This window comes from Pseudomonas sp. GL_093, from assembly GCF_057837605.1.
In genome coordinates, this window is the sequence record NZ_CM174448.1 from 2,165,488 (window position 1) to 2,183,592 (window position 18,105).

Genomic DNA, 18,105 nt, shown 5'->3' on the forward strand with positions numbered 1-18,105 from the left:
CTCAATTCGTGGCTTGGCTGCGGCGTGAAGCAGGCAGCAGTTTGGCGATCGATGATCCGGCGCTGGCGGTGTGCTGGCCGAAATTGGCGTTATAGGTGGCGATGATTTCGCCGGCGATGGAGATGGCGATTTCCACAGGCAACTTGCCTTTGACTTCGCCGATGCCCATCGGGCAGCGCATGCGTTGCAGCACGGCGCTGTCGAAACCACGGTCGCGCAAGCGGTGTTCGAACTTCACTCGTTTGGTCTTCGAACCGATCAGGCCGAAGTAGGCGAAGTCGTTGCGCTTGAGGATCGCGGCGGTGAGTTCGAGGTCGAGCTGGTGGTTGTGCGTCATGACGATGCAGTAGCTGCCGGCGGGCAGGTCATCGATTTCGTCCACCGGTTCTTCGGCGACGATTTTACGGACGCCGTGGGGGATCTGTTCAGGGAACTCCGCATCCCGCGAGTCGATCCAGCGCACCCGGCAGGGCAGGCTGGCGAGCAGCGGCACCAGCGCCCGGCCGACGTGGCCGGCACCGAACACGGCGATCTGCGCCTGGACCTGGCCCATCGGTTCGAACAGCAACACGGTCACGCCGCCGCAGCACTGACCCAGGCTGGCGCCGAGGCTGAAGCGCTCAAGGTGCGTGTCCTGCTTGCCACTGGCCAGCATCTCGCGGCCGATCTGCATGGCCTTGTATTCCAGATGCCCGCCACCGATGGTGTCGAAGGTCTGGCTGGCGCTGATGACCATTTTCGAACCGGCATTGCGCGGTGTCGAGCCGAGCTCTTCGATGATGGTCACCAACACGCAGGGTTCACCCTGGGATTGCAGGTCGGCGAGGGCGTCGATCCAGTTGTACATGTTTCACCTCAACATCTCTGTTGTCTGTTCGGGCCTCTTCGCGAGCAGGCTCGCTCCCACATTTGGAATGCATTCCCCTGTGGGAGCGAGCCTGCTCGCGAATGGCCGCGCCGCGGTCTAGAGCGAAGCCAACTCAGCCTCGGCTTCCACAGCCTTCGCCACCTTCAACTGCCGCATCTGCTCACAGCCCCACAACACCCGCTCCGGGGTCGCCGGTGCGTCGATTTTCGGTTGATGCTTGTAGTCGCCAAGGCTCGCCACAGCGTCCTTGATCGCACACCACGACGCGATACCCAGCATGAACGGCGGCTCGCCCACGGCCTTGGAATGGAACACCGTGTCTTCCGGGTTCTTGCGGTTTTCCACCAGTTTCACCCGCAGGTCCAACGGCATGTCTGCCACCGCCGGGATCTTGTAGCTGGCCGGGCCATTGGTCATCAGTTTGCCCTTGTTGTTCCACACCAGTTCTTCCATGGTCAGCCAGCCCATGCCCTGGATGAAACCACCCTCGACCTGACCGATGTCGATCGCCGGGTTCAGTGAGTCGCCGACGTCGTGGAGGATGTCGGTGCGCAGCATTTTGTACTCGCCGGTGAGGGTGTCGATGATCACCTCGCAGCACGCTGCGCCGAAGGCGTAGTAGTAGAACGGCCGACCACGCGCCTGGCTACGGTCGTAGAAGATTTTCGGGGTTTTGTAGAACCCGGTGCTCGACAGCGAAACCTGAGCGAAATACGCCTGCTGGATCAGCGCTTCGAAGGTCAGGATGTGATCGCGAACCCGCACGTGACCGTTGTGGAATTCCACGTCTTCTTCGCTGACCTTGTACTGCCGCGCGGCAAATTCAACCAAACGTTTCTTGATGATTTCCGCCGCATTCTGCGCGGCTTTACCGTTCAGGTCGGCACCACTGGAAGCCGCGGTTGGCGAGGTGTTCGGGACCTTGTCGGTGTTGGTTGCGGTGATCTGCACGCGGTCCATTTCCACCTGGAACACTTCGGCCACGACCTGCGCGACTTTGGTGTTCAGGCCCTGGCCCATTTCGGTGCCGCCATGGTTCAGGTGGATGCTGCCGTCGGTGTAAATGTGGATCAGCGCACCGGCCTGGTTGAGGAAGCTGGCAGTGAAGGAAATACCGAATTTCACCGGGGTCAGCGCCAGGCCTTTTTTCAGGATCGGGCTGTTGGCGTTGTAGCGACGAATCGCTTCGCGGCGCTCGGCGTACTGGCTGCTTTCTTCGAGCTCGGCGGTCATTTCCTCGAGCATGTTGTGCTCGACGGTCTGGTAGTAATGGGTGACGTTGCGCTCGGTCTTGCCGTAGTAGTTGGCCTTGCGCACCGCCAGCGGATCGAGGGCCAGATGGCGGGCGATGGCGTCCATCACTTCTTCGATAGCGACCATGCCTTGCGGGCCGCCGAAACCACGGTAAGCGGTGTTCGACGCGGTATTGGTCTTGCAGCGATGACCGTTGATGGTCGCGTCACCCAGGTAGTACGAGTTGTCAGCGTGGAACATCGCACGGTCGACAATCGACGCCGACAAGTCCGGCGAGCAACCGCAGTTACCGGCCAGTTCCAAGGCAATGCCGTGCAGCCGACCGGTGCTGTCGAAGCCGACGTCGTACTCGACGTAGAACGGGTGACGCTTGCCGGTCATCAGCATGTCTTCGACGCGCGGCAGGCGCATTTTTGTCGGCTGGCCGGTGAGGTGCGCGATCACTGCGCACAGGCACGCCGGGCTCGCGGCCTGGGTTTCCTTGCCGCCGAAACCACCGCCCATGCGGCGCATGTCGACGACGATCTTGTTCATCGATACGTCCAGCACTTCGGCTACAAGCTTCTGTACTTCGGTGGGGTTCTGCGTCGAGCAGTAGACGATCATCCCGCCGTCTTCGGTTGGCATCACCGAAGAGATCTGGGTTTCCAGATAGAAGTGTTCCTGGCCGCCGATGTGCAATGTGCCTTGAATGCGGTGTTCGGCGGTGGCCAAAGCGCCGGCCGAATCACCGCGCTGATGCGTGTGGCTATCGAGCACAAAGTGGCGTTTGCGCAGCGCTTCAACCACGTCCAGCACCGGCTCCAGATCTTCGTATTCGATGATCGCGGCCATGGCGGCTTTACGTGCGGTTTCCAGGTCCTTCGCCGCAACGGCGAGCACCACTTGACCGACGAACTGGACGTCATCGATGGCCAGTAACGGATCGCCCGGCATCAGTGGGCCGATGTCTTTCAGGCCCGGCACGTCTTTGTGGGTGATGGCGATGCGCACGCCTTCGAAGGCGTAACAAGGCTGGGTGTCGATGCTGATGATTTTCGCGTGGGCGCGGTCCGACAGCCGTGCGTAAACGTGCAACTGGTTTGGAAACTCCAGACGGTCGTCGATGTACTGCGCTTCACCGGACACGTGCTTGGCGGCGCTGTCGTGCTTGACGCTGCGGCCGACACCGGTGGTCAGGTCCTTGGCGAACAGTTCAGCCAATTCGGCCTGGGTCTTCTCTACGGCGTGATGATTAGACATAAGCGGTCACCCGAGTCTCGATGTGCGGTGTTTGCAGTTCGATGAAGTATTTACGCAACAGGTTCTGGGCGCTGAGCAGGCGGTATTCCTTGCTGGCACGGAAGTCCGAGAGCGGCGTGAAATCTTCGGCCAGCGCAGCACAGGCGCGTTCGACGGTGTCGTTGTTCCAGGTGGCGCCGAGCAGAACGGCTTCACAATTTTTTGCGCGTTTCGGGATTGCAGCCATGCCGCCGAAGGCGACGCGGGCATCGGCGATCACGCCGTTGTCGATGCGCAGGTTGAACGCGGCGCAGACGGCGGAAATGTCATCGTCCAGACGTTTCGACACTTTGTAGGCGCGGAACAGTTGTTCGGCGCTGGCGCGAGGCACGATGATCTTTTCGATGAACTCGCTTTCCTGACGCGCGGTGACCCGGTAGTCGATGAAGTAATCTTCCAGCGCCATCGTGCGGCGGATGTCGCCTTTGCACAGGACAATCTGCGCGCCGAGTGCAATCAGCAGGGGCGGGGAGTCACCGATCGGCGAAGCATTGCCGATGTTGCCGCCGAGGGTGCCCTGGTTGCGGATCTGCAACGAAGCGAACCGCTGCAGCAATTCGCCGAAGTCCGGGTACTCGGCTTTCAAGGCCTCGTAGCAATCGGAGAGGGCGGTGGCGGCGCCGATTTCCAGGCGATCATCAAAACGTTCGATGCGCTTCATCTCGGCGACGTTGCCGACGTAGATCATCACCGGCAGGGTGCGGTGGAACTGCGTGACTTCCAGCGCCAGATCCGTACCGCCGGCCAGCAGGCGAGCCTGTGGATAAGCGTCATAGAGGTCAGCCAGATCGGCGACGGTCAGCGGCACCAGGCAGCGCTTGTCGCCACTGTTGAGTTCGCCGATGTCGGTAGGTGCGATGGCTTTCAGGCGAGCGATGGTGTCGGCTTCACGGGCGTCGAACTGGTCCGTTTGCTTGTCGCAGCAGGATTGTTCGGCGGCAGCCAGAATCGGTCGATAGCCGGTGCAGCGGCAAAGGTTGCCGGCCAGCGCTTCGTGAGCTTTATGAGCATCCGGTTGATCGCTGTTCTTTTGCAGCGCGAACAGCGACATCACGAAGCCCGGGGTGCAGAAGCCGCATTGCGAACCGTGGCACTCGACCATGGCTTTTTGCACGCTGTGCAGCTCGCCTTGGTGCTTGAGGTCTTCAACGCTGATCAATTGTTTGCCGTGCAGAGACGAAACGAACGTCAGGCACGAGTTGAGGCTGCGATAGCGAATGTGTTCGCGGCCATCGTCATCCGTTTGCAGCTCGCCAACCACCACGGTGCACGCGCCGCAGTCACCGCTGGCGCAGCCTTCTTTGGTGCCGGGTTTGCCCACATGGTCGCGCAGATAATTGAGCACGGTCAGGTTTGGGTCCAGGGCGTGCTCGCTACGGAGTTCCTGGTTAAGTAAAAACTGGATCACGGAAGGCCTCGCAGACTCATTATTGTTGTTAACCGACTTGAACCGAATTTATCAGGTCTGACTTTGTGGTCAATGATTTTCTGACTTAAAGGTCAGGAAATAGCATTTTGTCGATCAACGACTCGTTCCTTTATTATTGACCCTCACGGGATAGCCTGCTTTTTGCTGGATTCGTGCCAAAAACCGCTGAGTGGGCACTCCGCCATGACCCTTCATGTGCGCTACACTGCGCCGCTTGTGCAGATCGAAGAGTTTGAAGGACAACCATGACGTTCAAGGCGCCGGACAGCCTCGCCGAGCAAATTGCTCACCACCTCGCCGAACGCATCATTCGTGGCGAAATGAAGCCCGGGGAGCGCATCCAGGAACAGAAGGTCACGCTGGCCCTCAATGTCAGCCGCGGTTCGGTCCGTGAAGCCTTGCTGATCCTCGAGCGCCGCCACCTGATCGCGATCCTGCCGCGACGTGGCGCCCACGTGACCGAGCTCACGGTTCACAAGGTCCAGAGCCTGTGCACGCTGATGAGCGAGCTTTACATCCTGCTGGGCAATGCAGTGGCCAGCGGTTGGAAAGTCCAGGCCGACATGGCGCCGTTCGTGCAAATCCAGCAGCGCCTGACCGCCAGCTACGAGCGCCAGGACATTCGCACCTTTGTCGACGACAGCTTCAGTGTGATGCGCGCCGCGTATCCGTTCGCCAACAATCCGTACTTGCAGGAAACCGTCGAGAATCTGCAGCCGGCCATGAGCCGCGCGTATTTCCTCGCCCTGGAACAGCGCAAGGCGTCGATGAGCGAGTTCCTGGAGTTGTTCGAACGCTTGCTCGCCGCCGTGCTGGCCCGTGATTTTCCGCAGATCCGCATTGTGCTGACGGCGTATGCCCAGCGCAGCAGTGATCTGGTGGTCTCCGCCCTGACGGACGCTTAAGCGTGCGGCTAAAGTGCATCAAACTGGCGGGGTTCAAATCCTTCGTCGACCCGACCACGGTGAACTTCCCCAGTAACATGGCGGCGGTGGTCGGGCCCAATGGTTGCGGCAAGTCGAACATCATCGACGCCGTGCGTTGGGTGATGGGCGAGAGTTCGGCCAAGAACCTGCGCGGCGAGTCGATGACCGACGTCATCTTCAACGGCTCGACCAGCCGTAAACCGGTGAGCCAGGCCAGCATCGAGCTGGTGTTCGATAACTCCGACGGCACCCTGCTCGGCGAATACGCGGCCTACGCGGAAATTTCCATTCGCCGCAAAGTGACCCGCGACAGCCAGACCACTTACTACCTCAACGGCACCAAGTGCCGCCGTCGCGATATCACCGATATCTTCCTCGGCACCGGCCTCGGCCCGCGCAGCTACTCGATTATCGAGCAGGGGATGATCTCCAAGCTGATCGAGTCCAAGCCGGAAGACTTGCGCAACTTCATTGAAGAAGCGGCGGGCATCTCCAAGTACAAGGAGCGTCGGCGCGAGACTGAAAACCGCATCCGCCGCACCCACGAAAACCTGGCTCGCCTGACCGACCTGCGCGAAGAACTCGAGCGTCAGCTTGAACGCTTGTACCGCCAGGCCGAGGCCGCCAAGAAGTATCAGGAATACAAGGGCGAGGAGCGTCAGCTCAAGGCCCAACTGTCGGCCCTGCGCTGGCAGGCGCTGAATGAACAGGTCGGTCAGCGCGAAGCAATCATCGGCACTCAGGAAGTCACCTTCGAAGCGTTGGTGGCCGAGCAGCGCAATGCCGATGCAGCTATCGAACGCTTGCGGGACGGGCATCACGACCTGTCCGAACGCTTCAATCTGGTGCAGGGGCGCTTCTATTCGGTCGGCGGCGACATCGCCCGGGTCGAGCAGAGCATCCAGCACGGTCAGCAGCGTTTGCGCCAATTGCAGGACGACCTGAAAGAAGCCGAACGCGCGCGTCTGGAAACCGAGTCTCACCTGGGCCACGACCGCACCTTGCTGCTGACACTGGGCGAAGAGCTGGACATGCTCACCCCTGAACAGGAAGTCACCAGCGCCGCCGCCGAAGAGGCTGCCGCTGCGCTGGAAGACTCCGAAACCACCATGCATGCCTGGCAGGAACAGTGGGACACCTTCAACCTGACGGCCGCCGAGCCGCGTCGCCAATCCGAAGTTCAGCAGTCGCGGATCCAGCAGCTGGAAACCAGCATGGAGCGACTGGCCGATCGTCAGAAGCGTCTCGGCGAAGAGCGCGCCTTGCTCTCGGCGGACCCGGAAGACGCGGCGATCATGGAACTCAGCGAGCAATTGGCCGCGAGTGAAGCGACGCTGGAAGATTTGCAGGCCAGTGAAGAAGCCCAGGTCGAACGCCTCGAGCAACTGCGTCAGGAGTTGCAATTAGCGCTGCAAAATCAGCAACAGGCTCAGGGCGATTTGCAGCGTCTGAACGGTCGCCTGGCCTCCCTTGAAGCCTTGCAGCAAGCCGCACTCGATCCGGGCACCGGCACCGCTGAATGGCTGCGCGAACAACATTTGGCGGACCGTCCGCGTCTGGCCGAAGGCCTGAAAGTCGAAGCCGGTTGGGAGCTGGCGGTGGAAACCGTGCTCGGCGCCGACCTGCAAGCGGTGCTGGTGGATGACTTTGGTGACTTCGATCTGGCCGGTTTTGCCCAGGGCGATTTGCGTTTACTCAGCCCCGCCACTGATGGCGTGCGCGTGCCCGGCAGCTTGCTCGATAAAGTCGAAGCGCAGATCGATCTGGCGCCATGGTTGGGGCAGGTTAAACCGGTCGACAGCCTCGAACAGGCGTTGGCTTTGCGTGGTCAATTGGCTGCTGGTGAGAGTCTGATCAGTCGCGATGGTTACTGGGTCGGTCGACACTTTTTGCGCGTGCGCCGGGCCAGCGAAGCGGAAAGCGGTGTGCTGGCTCGTGGTCAGGAAATCCAGCGTTTGGGCCTTGAGCGCGAAGAGCGCGAAGCCACGGTCGAAACCCTGGAAACCCAACTTCAGAATCTCAGGGCGCAACAGCGTCAGCAGGAAAACGGTCGTGAACATCTGCGCCGTCTGCTGCAAGACGAAGCCCGTCAGCAAGGTGAGTTGAAAGCCCAGTTGTCCGCCGGCAAAGCCAAGGCCGAACAACTGACCTTGCGCCGTACACGACTGGACGAAGAGCTCACCGAGCTGGCTGAGCAACGCGCTCTGGAACACGAAAATATCGGCGAGGCGCGTCTGCAATTGCAGGAAGCCCTCGACAGCATGGCGCTGGACACCGAGCAGCGCGAGTTGCTGCTGGCTCAGCGCGACAGCTTGCGCGAGCGACTCGATCGGGTGCGGCAGGAAGCCCGGCAGCACAAGGACCACGCGCATCAACTGGCGGTACGTCTGGGGTCGCTCAAGGCGCAACATGACTCGACGCGTCAGGCGCTGGAACGTCTGGAAATGCAGTCCGAGCGTCTGACCGAGAAGCGCGAACAGCTCAGCCTCAATCTGGAGGAGGGCGAAGCGCCGCTGGAGGAGTTGCGCCTCAAACTTGAAGAGTTGCTCGACAAGCGCATGACCGTCGACGAAGAACTCAAGACTGCGCAGATCGCTATGGAAGACGCCGACCGTGAACTGCGTGACGCGGAAAAACGTCGCAGTCAGGCGGAGCAGCAATCCCAGTTGATTCGCGGCCAGATGGAAACCCAACGCATGGAATGGCAAGCCCTGACCGTGCGCCGCAAAGCGCTCGAAGATCAGTTGCTCGAAGACGGCTACGATCTGCATGGCGTGCTCGCCACGCTGACGGCTGAAGCCAATGAAAAGGACGCCGAAGAAGAGCTGGAGCGCATTGCTGCGCGGATTCAGCGTCTCGGTGCGATCAACCTGGCGGCCATCGACGAATACCAGCAACAATCCGAGCGTAAACGTTATCTGGATGCGCAGAACGACGATCTGGTCGAGGCGCTGGATACGCTCGAAAACGTGATTCGCAAGATCGACAAGGAAACCCGAAACCGTTTCAAAGATACCTTTGATCAGATCAATGGCGGTTTACAGGCCCTTTTCCCAAAAGTTTTCGGTGGAGGACGCGCCTATTTGGAACTGACGGGCGAAGATCTACTCGATACAGGGGTAACGATCATGGCGCAGCCGCCAGGAAAGAAGAACAGCACCATCCATTTGCTCTCCGGTGGCGAAAAAGCCCTGACCGCATTGGCTCTGGTTTTTGCCATCTTCAAGTTGAATCCGGCGCCGTTCTGCATGCTCGATGAAGTTGACGCGCCATTGGATGACGCTAACGTTGGACGCTACGCACGGCTGGTCAAAGAGATGTCGCAGACGGTGCAGTTCATCTATATCACCCACAACAAGATCGCCATGGAAATGGCCGAGCAACTGATGGGGGTGACGATGCACGAGCCGGGTTGTTCGCGTCTGGTGGCCGTGGATGTCGAGGAGGCGATGGCGATGGTGGATGCCTGAGTCGGCGCTTGTCGGAGAGGTATTTTTGAGTTGTAGGACTTATTTACCTGCCCTGACTTGCTGGCCAATCGACATATTCGCGCAAGCCGTTGTGACAGACGGTGTAAAGTTGCCTTTGGTCGTGCTAGTTTAATGTCAATTTTTCGTATACGTGGGCAAAACGCCTGTCAGAACATAGAGTTGGCGCCACGTTTTAAAGCGGTTTGCGAGTTGTAAACCCCTTATTTTTCAGCATTTTTTATAGAGGCACGGGATTACATGGAAATCGGTCTGCGCGAGTGGCTGATCGTCATCGGCATTATTGTCATTGCCGGTATTCTTTTCGATGGCTGGCGTCGCATGCGCGGCGGCAAGGGGAAACTGAAATTCCGTCTCGACCGAAGTTTGTCCAACTTGCCGGACGAGGACACCAGCGCCGAGCTGTTGGGCCCGCCACGCGTGCTGGATACGCATAAAGAGCCGCAACTGGACGAGCACGATCTGCCGTCGGTGAGCATGCCTGCTCGTGAGCCGCGTGAGTCGGGCTCCAAGCGCGGCAAGCGTGGCCATGGTGAGCCTTCGCAGGGCGACATGAACCTCAGTCTGGATCTGGACGGCGGCCCGAGCTTCAGCAGCCGTGACGACGATTTCCCGGATGACACCAAGGCTTCGAGTTCGACCAGCGACAAGGAACAACCGCAAGCCGAAGAAGTGCTGGTGATCAGCGTGATCTGCCGCGACGCCGCCGGCTTCAAAGGCCCGGCGTTGTTGCAGAATATTCTGGAAAGCGGTCTGCGTTTTGGTGAGATGGACATCTTCCACCGCCACGAAAGCATGGCCGGCAACGGCGAAGTCCTGTTCTCGATGGCCAATGCGGTCAAGCCCGGCGTTTTCGATCTGGACGACATCGACCACTTCAGCACACCGGCAGTGAGCTTCTTCCTCGGTCTGCCAGGCCCACGTCATCCGAAGCAAGCCTTCGACGTGATGGTGGCCGCGGCGCGCAAACTGTCCCAGGAGCTGAACGGCGAACTGAAAGACGACCAGCGCAGCGTGCTGACTGCCCAGACGATTGAGCACTACCGTCAGCGCATCGTTGAGTTCGAACGTCGCGCCTTGACCCAAAAGCGTTGATTCAAAAGGTTGTTCCCGCGCCGCGCGCGGGACGATCAGCAAAATAGATTGAGCAGCCTCGGCTGCTCTTTTGCTTTATGAGAGAACACCCATGACCGCCGCCAAAAACCGCATTCTAGAGCTGCGCGCTGAGCTGGATCAGCATAACTATCGTTACCACGTGCTGGACGAACCGAGCATTCCGGACGCCGAATACGATCGGTTGTTCAACGAGCTCAAGGCCCTCGAAGCAGCCCATCCCGAACTGATCACCAGCGACTCGCCAACCCAGCGCGTCGGCAGCGCGGCGCTGTCGGCGTTCACACAGGTGCGTCACGAAGTGCCGATGCTCAGCCTCGGCAACGCCTTCGAAGAAACCGACATGCGCGAGTTCGATCGCCGGGTAACTGAAGGTCTCGACCTGCCGGTTGGCGACTTGTTCGGCGGCGGTGCGGCGGTGGAATACAGCTGCGAACCCAAACTCGATGGCCTGGCGGTCAGCTTGCTGTATCAGGACGGCGTGCTGGTGCGCGGCGCGACTCGCGGCGACGGCACCACCGGCGAAGACATCAGCGTCAACGTGCGTACCGTGCGCAACATTCCGCTCAAGTTGCACGGCACTGGCTGGCCAGCGACCCTGGAAGTGCGCGGCGAAGTGTTCATGTCCAAGGCCGGTTTCGAACGCCTCAACGCCACGCAGCTTGAAGTCGGCGGCAAGACCTTCGCTAACCCGCGCAACGCGGCGGCGGGTAGTTTGCGGCAGCTGGATTCGAAGATCACCGCCAACCGTCCGTTGGAATTTTGCTGCTACGGCATCGGCCAGATTTCGGCCGATATTGCTGATACGCACATTGGCAATCTGCAGCAGCTCAAGGCTTGGGGCATGCCGATCAGTCATGAGTTGAAACTGGCTCATGGCATCGTTGAATGCCTGGATTATTACCGCGACATCGGTGAGCGCCGAAATTCGCTGCCCTACGAAATCGACGGCGTGGTGTTCAAGGTCAACAGCATTGCCTCTCAGCGTGAGCTGGGCTTCCGTGCTCGCGAACCGCGCTGGGCGATCGCGCACAAATTCCCGGCGATGGAAGAACTCACTGAATTGCTCGACGTGGAATTCCAGGTCGGCCGCACCGGCGCGGTGACGCCCGTAGCGCGCCTGAAGCCGGTCAAGGTCGCCGGTGTGACCGTGGCCAACGCGACGCTGCACAACATGGACGAAGTGGCGCGTCTGGGCCTGATGATCGGCGACACGGTGATCATCCGCCGCGCAGGCGATGTGATTCCGCAGGTGGTGCAAGTGGTCATCGAGCGCCGTCCGGACAACGCACGCCCCGTACAGATTCCCGAGAAATGCCCGGTCTGCGGCTCGCATGTCGAGCGCACGCAACTGGTCAAACGCAGCAAAGGTCGCGAGACCGTCAGCGAAGGCGCGGTGTACCGCTGCGTCGGTCGTCTGGCCTGCGGTGCGCAACTCAAGCAGGCAATCATTCACTTCGTCTCCCGTCGCGCCATGGACATCGAAGGCCTGGGTGAGAAGAGCGTCGAGCAGTTAGTGGATGAAGGCCTGGTGAATTCGCCGGCCGATCTATACGCCCTGACGTTCGAGCAGATCGTTGACCTCGAAGGCTTTGCCGAGCTGTCGAGCAAGAACTTGCTCAGCGCCATCGAAGACAGCAAGAAGCCGAGCCTAGCACGCTTCATCTACGCCCTCGGAATTCCCGATGTCGGCGAAGAGACAGCCAAGGTGCTGGCGCGTTCTCTCGGCTCGCTGGAGCGGGTTCAGCAGGCGTTGCCGCAAGTGCTCACGTACTTGCCGGATGTCGGCCTGGAAGTGGCTCACGAGATTCACAGCTTCTTTGAAGATGCGCATAACCAGCAGGTGATCAAGGACCTGCTCAAGCACGGCATGCAAATTCAGGATCAGGGTGAGCTTGGCGCCGAGTTTGCTGCCAGCACTACGTTGGGTGGCTTCCTCGACAAGCTGCACATTCCCTCGGTGGGGCCGGGTGGGGCGCAGAAATTGGCGGACAAGTTTGGTTCGCTTGAAGGGGTTTTCAGCGCCGACTGGTTGGATATGCGTCAGGCGCTGCCGGAGAAACAGGCCACTTCGGTTCGGGAGTTCTTTGCGGTTGCGCAACATCGTCAAATTGCTGAAGCCGCCGAGAAACAGCTGCGCGATTTCGGCATGCATTGGCAGAGCGAGAAGAAAGTCGTTGAAGGCTTGCCGCTGGCTGGGCAGACCTGGGTGCTGACCGGTTCGCTGGAGTTGATGAGCCGCGACATCGCCAAGGACAAACTTGAAAGCCTCGGTGCCAAGGTAGCGGGCTCGGTATCGGCGAAGACCCATTGTGTGGTCGCTGGGCCGGGTGCAGGTTCCAAGTTGGCGAAGGCCAATGAGCTGGGGTTGAAGGTTCTGGATGAAGAGGCGTTTGTCGAATTCCTGAGTAAGCACGGTATTTCTGTTTAGTCGATCGTTCCCACGCTCCGCGTGGTAACGCATCCCGTGACGCTCCGCGTCACAGCGGACGCGGAGCGTCCGGGGCGGCATTCCCACGCAGAGCGTGGGAACGATCTTCGCGCGGGAATGATCTAGTCTTGGCAAGCCCCAGGGAGAGATCGCCATGTACCGCTTCTTCGAACAGCTCAGTACACGCATCGCCGCGCCCTTCATCGGCGAAAGCTCGCGTAACAGCAAGGTCTGGCAGTGCCGCTGCGGGCAGTCGCTGTTTTTTCGCAACAGCCAGTGCCTGGCATGTTCGGCGGCGTTGGGGTATCAACCGGAGGAGAGTCGCCTATCGTCGCTGCAGCCAGGCTTGCAGGCTGATACCTGGTTGCTCGACGTCGATCTCGAAGCCGGTGTCTGGCGCCGCTGCGCCAACCTCGATTCCCCGGCCGCGTGCAATTGGCTGTTGCCCGCCAATGACCACGATGCGTTATGCATCGCCTGTAGCCTGAACCACACCATCCCCGACCTGTCGATTGCCGAAAACCACGAACGCTGGCGCAAGGTCGAAACGGCCAAGCGGCGTCTGGTCGCGCAGTTGGTCAGTCTGGGTTTACAGGTGATTCCCAAAACCGTGGACGAAGAGACTGGCCTGGCCTTCGATTTCATCGGTGTCGACCTCGAAGGCAAGCCGCCGACCACTGGTCACGCCAACGGTCTGATCACCCTGGATATCAAAGAAGCCGACGACGCTCATCGCGAGCAGATTCGGGTGCAGATGCACGAACCTTATCGCACGCTGCTCGGGCATTTTCGTCATGAAGTCGGGCATTATTACTGGGATCGGCTGATCGCTAACAGCCATTGGCTGGAACCGTTCCGCGGCCTGTTCGGTGACGAGCGCGCCAGCTATGCCGACGCCCTCGAGCGGCATTACCGGCAAGGTGCGCCGCTCGACTGGCAGCAACATTACGTCAGCGCCTACGCGACCATGCATCCGTGGGAGGATTGGGCCGAAACCTGGGCTCACTACCTGCACATGATGGACGCGGTGGATACGGCGTTGGGGTTCGGGATGAGTGCCAGGGAGATGGACTTCGACTATCAGCCGTTCCCCCCAAGCACCCTCTACGATCCACAGCATCCCGGCGGTGCGGCGTTCCTGTCGTTCGTCAATGCGTGGATCGAACTGGCCGGGATGCTGAATGAACTGTCACGCAGCATGGGGCAGCCGGATTTCTATCCGTTCGTCCTGCCGCCGGCAGTGATCGCCAAGCTGCACTTCATCCACCTGGTGATCCAGCAAGAGGGCGGCCGGGCGGATGAGGTGTTGCAAGATCTTTAACCCCCCCCCCCCGCCACGGCGCTCACTAATGTAGCAGCGGTCGAGCCTGCGAGGCCGCGTCCGGCTGCGCAGCAGCCGTAAAATCAGACAATGCGGTTTTTCAGGCAAAACACGATCACCGTACTGACGACTGCTGCGCAGCCGAACGCAGGCTACGCCAGCTGCTACAGGTCGCGATCTTTTCAAGAGATATGCATGTCCTTGAAGCAGCACATATTTTTTAATCCGCTCGAACGGTTGTAACTTCGTCTCAGATAGGTACAATGGCGCCGTTCGCCGTCAGGTGAACGTCGTTATGGTGATCCCATCGGTCCCCCCGCAACGATTACCCGTGAACCTGGTCAGATCCGGAAGGAAGCAGCCACAGCGGGAACATTGTGTGCCGGGGTGTGGCTGGTGGGGTTGCCTCCATAACGCCATGTCCTCAGAGTCGAGGGCTTGAGCGCGCAACACCCTTCGATACATCTCGTTTTAAAAATCTCAATTTTTGTTCGTCTGCGGCGCCATTGTGTTGCGGATTTGTCATGCCTGCCGTCTGCGGATCCTGTGCTGCCAGCGTCACCCGGCAGCACGGAAGGACCAGAACCTTAAGCCTTGCGGCTGAACAGCTTGCGGACAAAGCCTGCGATCACCACCAGCCCCACTATCAAGAACTTCTTCGCTGCCAGCAGGAAAACGCCGATCTTGGCAAATAACCCGGCCTTGGCAGCCAGACCGCCACCCACCAGTGCCGCCAAGCCATAAGACGCCAGTTTGTCGGTGCCGGAGTTGTAGTCGGTGTACAGGTTGCCCTCAGTGAAGTTGGTGAAGGCGATGACTTTGGGTAATTCTTGCTTGATGATCGGCATGTCTGCCATTGAGGCGACAGCGTTCAATTCCAGGACACCTTTGCGGCCCAGCACCCGAATGCTGTAGTTCAGCGTGCTGCCCTCGGCGTCGTCGGCTTTCAGTTCCCGGGCCCAGTACATTTTGTGGCTGGTTTCGTCGTAGTGCGGTTGCTCGGCCCAGCCCAGCAGGTGCAGGCCGGCATAGCCCTGCTTCTGCCGCTCCTTATTGTCTTCCTCATCCTCTTCCTGCATTTGTTTGAGCAGGTCGGCATAGTCGATTTTTGCCGCGTCTTCGTCGGAGATATGCCCGTCATCCTTGTAGCTGACAATCACGCCCCAGCCGCTGGCGGTTAGTGGGTTCACGGCTTTTGGGATGATCATGCCCAGGGTCTTGTGGCCGGGCGGGTTGCCCCAGCCCTCGGTCAGCAAGCGTTCAGTGTCATTCGGGTCCAGGTAATAAAACTCTTCGTTGAGCTTCAGCGTTGCAATGCCGGAGGGCAGGGTGATGGTGCCGTGCTGCTGCTTCAGTGTGGCGAGAAATTGTTCGGGCGTTTGCTGCGCCTGGGCAACTTCGGCGGACTTCGGTGGAGGGTTGCTGGCCGCTTGCGCAGGCGCGTGAAGTGCGCACAGCAGCGCTGCCATGAGGATCGGGCGGAGGTGTTTCATCGTATTCCCTTACATTTTGAATTAATTTCATGCGAAGAATATCGAATGGCCACTATCTATGCACGATCTTCAATACCAGGAGGGGCGTTTTTCAGGCGCCTGAATGAGCAAAAGGCAGATGTGTCGATTCGACAAATCTGCCTTTTTCATTTCCGGCACTAAGGCTTGGACAAGGCCTGGTCAACCGCTGCAATCAGCTTTCCCAGATCCTTCGGGGTGGCTTTATGTATGACACCGAACAGATACGCCCGCTGTTCATCTTCATCGCCTAAATCTGCGAAAAAGGCTTTCAGCTTCACACCCAACACATCGGCAAACAGGAACAAGGCTTCCACGCTGGGGGTGTAGGTGCCGGTTTCGAAGCGGCTGATGGTTTTGGGGTCAAAACCGGTTTTTTCACCGAGTTCAGCCTGAGTAAGCCCAGCGACCTTGCGGTAGCGCCGAATGGCCGCACCCAAACTTGAAATTTGCATCGCTTAATTCCCATTTAGAATCAAGAACTTAACGATAGATTTTTGCATTAGACAACTGCATGATCCATCACCTTGCTTTGCAAAATGTGATGCGTTTCGTAGAATTGCCGCACAAAATGGGTATTTTGGGCCTTTAAGGTTAGTTGATCTCTGCTATCAGGAGGCCATCAAACACTGTTCATGGAGTGATATCGTGTTGCCGCGCATTACCTGTAAAAACATCTCTACCGGGCATCCCGCACTGGTCGAGCGGTACCACCGCTAGCCACAGCGAGCCTGACTCATGGATGAGAAATACCGCAGGGCCGTGGATGCCGCCGCGATTTTTTCCGAGACCGATCTGCGCGGCCGGATCACCCACGTCAACGATCAGTTCTGTGCCGTGTCCGGCTATAGCCGCGAAGAACTGCTCGGACAGAATCATCGTCTCCTCAACTCGGGTCTGCACTCCGCCGATTTCTTCGCGGCCATGTGGCGCACCATCGCCTTGGGCAAGGTCTGGAAGGGCGAGATTTGTAATCGCGCCAAGGACGGCAGCCTGTATTGGGTCGACAGCACCATGGTGCCGGTGCTCGATGACGCTACCGGGCGGGTTAACCGTTATCTTTCGATTCGTTTCGACATCAGCGAAAAACACCAATTGCTGCATTCACTGCAATGGCGGGTGGGGCATGACGTGCTGACCGGGCTGCCGAATCGCGCGTTCCTCTCGGATTTGCTGGATCAGGCGCTGGAGTTCTCCCGTCACGAAAACATCCCGCTGGCGGTATGCATGCTCGACCTCGACGGCTTCAAGGCGGTCAACGATGGCTACGGGCATGCCAGTGGCGATCTGCTGTTGGTCGAGGTGGCCAAGCGTTTGCGCACCATTGTGCGCGGCGAAGATGTGGTGGCGCGGCTGGCCGGTGACGAATTTGTGCTGGTGTTGCGATACGTGCGAGATCTGCCGGAACTGCGTGCGGCGTTGAACCGGGTGCTCGGCGCCATTTCGGCGCCGTACTCGCTGCATGGCAAGGGCGTCAATGTGTTTGCCAGTATCGGCGTCACCCTGTTCCCCCACGACAATCAAGATGCCGAAACCTTGTTGCGTCATGCCGATCAGGCGATGTACGTGGCGAAACAACGCGGTCGCAATCGCTTTCATTTGTTCGACGTGTCCCGGGATCAGGAGGTCAAGGCCACTCACCAGACGGTCGAGCGAGTGCGCCAGGCGCTGGCTGCCGGTGAGTTGCGCGTGCATTTCCAGCCCAAGGTGAACATGCGTCGTGGCGAGGTTGTCGGCTTCGAGGCGTTGTTACGTTGGGAGCATCCGCAACACGGCATGGTGCCGGCCCGGGAGTTTTTGCCGCTGGTGGAAGAAACGGACCTGATCATCGACATTGGTGAGTGGGTGATGGATCAGGTCCTGTCGCAGTTGCACGATTGGCAGCAAGCGGGGCAGGGCTGGCCAGTCAGCATTAATATTGCGGCACGACATTTCCAGCGCGCGGATTTTGTCGACCGGCTCAAACACGTGCTCACCCGGCATGCCCAGGTAGCCCCGCAGATGCTCGATCTGGAAATCGTCGAGTCGGTGGCGATCGAGAACATTCAGCATGTCAGCGCTTGTTTACAGGCCTGTCAGGCGCTGGGGGTGCAGTTTTCGCTGGGGGACTTCGGCACCGGTTATTCGTCCCTGAGCTACCTCAAGCGTTTGCAAACCCAAACCATCAAGATCGACAAGTCGTTCGTGCGCGACATCCTTAATGACCGTGATGATCTGGCCCTGACCATGGCGGTCATTGGCCTGGCTCGGGCGTTTGGTCGGCAGGTGATCGCCGAAGGGCTGGAAAGTATCGAGCACGGAGAATTGCTGCTGCGCCTGGGCTGTGAAGTTGCTCAAGGCCATTTCATTGCCCGGCCGATGCCGCCCGCAGAGGTGGTGGGCTGGGTCGAGGGTTTTGTCGCGCCGCCTCAATGGCAGGTGCTGGATCAAGCAGGCTGAAGTTTTGTGATCAACACCGAACCCATGTGGGAGCGAGCCTGCTC

Annotated in this window: 11 protein-coding genes and 1 other RNA gene; 7 read left to right on the forward strand and 5 right to left on the reverse strand. The window is 59.5% G+C overall.

What is annotated here, in order from left to right:
• Position 1: 1 nt before the first annotated feature.
• From xdhC to xdhA, 3 genes are all read right to left on the reverse strand, one after another.
• Positions 2 to 847, reverse strand: a complete 846-nt coding sequence (xdhC, locus tag AC3IUE_RS09775) for a xanthine dehydrogenase accessory protein XdhC (protein WP_283183738.1) — start codon at positions 845 to 847, stop codon at positions 2 to 4.
• A 117-nt stretch (positions 848 to 964) separates the two neighbouring features.
• The gene (gene xdhB, locus AC3IUE_RS09780) at positions 965 to 3,364 is read right to left on the reverse strand and encodes a xanthine dehydrogenase molybdopterin binding subunit (protein ID WP_489267013.1); all 2,400 of its coding nucleotides are present in this window, start codon (positions 3,362 to 3,364) and stop codon (positions 965 to 967) included.
• Positions 3,357 to 4,811, reverse strand: coding sequence for a xanthine dehydrogenase small subunit (gene xdhA / locus AC3IUE_RS09785; protein ID WP_489267015.1), 1,455 nt, complete (start codon positions 4,809 to 4,811; stop codon positions 3,357 to 3,359). Before xdhA ends, xdhB begins: the two co-directional genes overlap by 8 nt.
• Before the next feature lie 266 nt (positions 4,812 to 5,077).
• Between xdhA and AC3IUE_RS09790 the strand changes: the two genes are divergently transcribed.
• From AC3IUE_RS09790 to ffs, 6 genes are all read left to right on the forward strand, one after another.
• Positions 5,078 to 5,737 (forward strand): GntR family transcriptional regulator, encoded by a 660-nt coding sequence (locus tag AC3IUE_RS09790; RefSeq protein ID WP_046053172.1) that lies wholly within the window; start codon positions 5,078 to 5,080, stop codon positions 5,735 to 5,737.
• A gap of 2 nt (positions 5,738 to 5,739) precedes the next feature.
• Entirely contained in the window at positions 5,740 to 9,228 is a 3,489-nt protein-coding gene (gene smc, locus AC3IUE_RS09795; protein WP_489267018.1) for a chromosome segregation protein SMC, read from the forward strand.
• A gap of 258 nt (positions 9,229 to 9,486) precedes the next feature.
• Positions 9,487 to 10,341 (forward strand): cell division protein ZipA, encoded by an 855-nt coding sequence (gene zipA, locus AC3IUE_RS09800; RefSeq protein WP_056744244.1) that lies wholly within the window; start codon positions 9,487 to 9,489, stop codon positions 10,339 to 10,341.
• A 91-nt stretch (positions 10,342 to 10,432) separates the two neighbouring features.
• Positions 10,433 to 12,790, forward strand: coding sequence for an NAD-dependent DNA ligase LigA (gene ligA, locus AC3IUE_RS09805; protein ID WP_489267020.1), 2,358 nt, complete (start codon positions 10,433 to 10,435; stop codon positions 12,788 to 12,790).
• 154 nt (positions 12,791 to 12,944) lie between these two features.
• Entirely contained in the window at positions 12,945 to 14,111 is a 1,167-nt protein-coding gene (locus tag AC3IUE_RS09810) for a zinc-binding metallopeptidase family protein (RefSeq protein WP_489267022.1), read from the forward strand.
• Positions 14,112 to 14,416: 305 nt separating this feature from the next.
• An RNA gene (gene ffs, locus AC3IUE_RS09815) (signal recognition particle sRNA small type) lies at positions 14,417 to 14,513 on the forward strand.
• A 185-nt stretch (positions 14,514 to 14,698) separates the two neighbouring features.
• Here ffs and AC3IUE_RS09820 read toward each other — a convergent pair.
• Together AC3IUE_RS09820 and AC3IUE_RS09825 are read right to left on the reverse strand one after the other, a co-directional pair.
• On the reverse strand, positions 14,699 to 15,604 hold the full coding sequence (locus tag AC3IUE_RS09820; protein WP_489267024.1) for a DUF2167 domain-containing protein: 906 nt from the start codon (positions 15,602 to 15,604) through the stop codon (positions 14,699 to 14,701).
• A gap of 158 nt (positions 15,605 to 15,762) precedes the next feature.
• Positions 15,763 to 16,077, reverse strand: coding sequence for a helix-turn-helix domain-containing protein (locus tag AC3IUE_RS09825; protein ID WP_008146799.1), 315 nt, complete (start codon positions 16,075 to 16,077; stop codon positions 15,763 to 15,765).
• Positions 16,078 to 16,360: 283 nt separating this feature from the next.
• Between AC3IUE_RS09825 and AC3IUE_RS09830 the strand changes: the two genes are divergently transcribed.
• Complete coding sequence (locus AC3IUE_RS09830; RefSeq protein WP_489267026.1) at positions 16,361 to 18,061, forward strand: putative bifunctional diguanylate cyclase/phosphodiesterase; 1,701 nt, start codon at positions 16,361 to 16,363, stop codon at positions 18,059 to 18,061.
• The last annotated feature ends 44 nt before the right edge of the window (positions 18,062 to 18,105 follow it).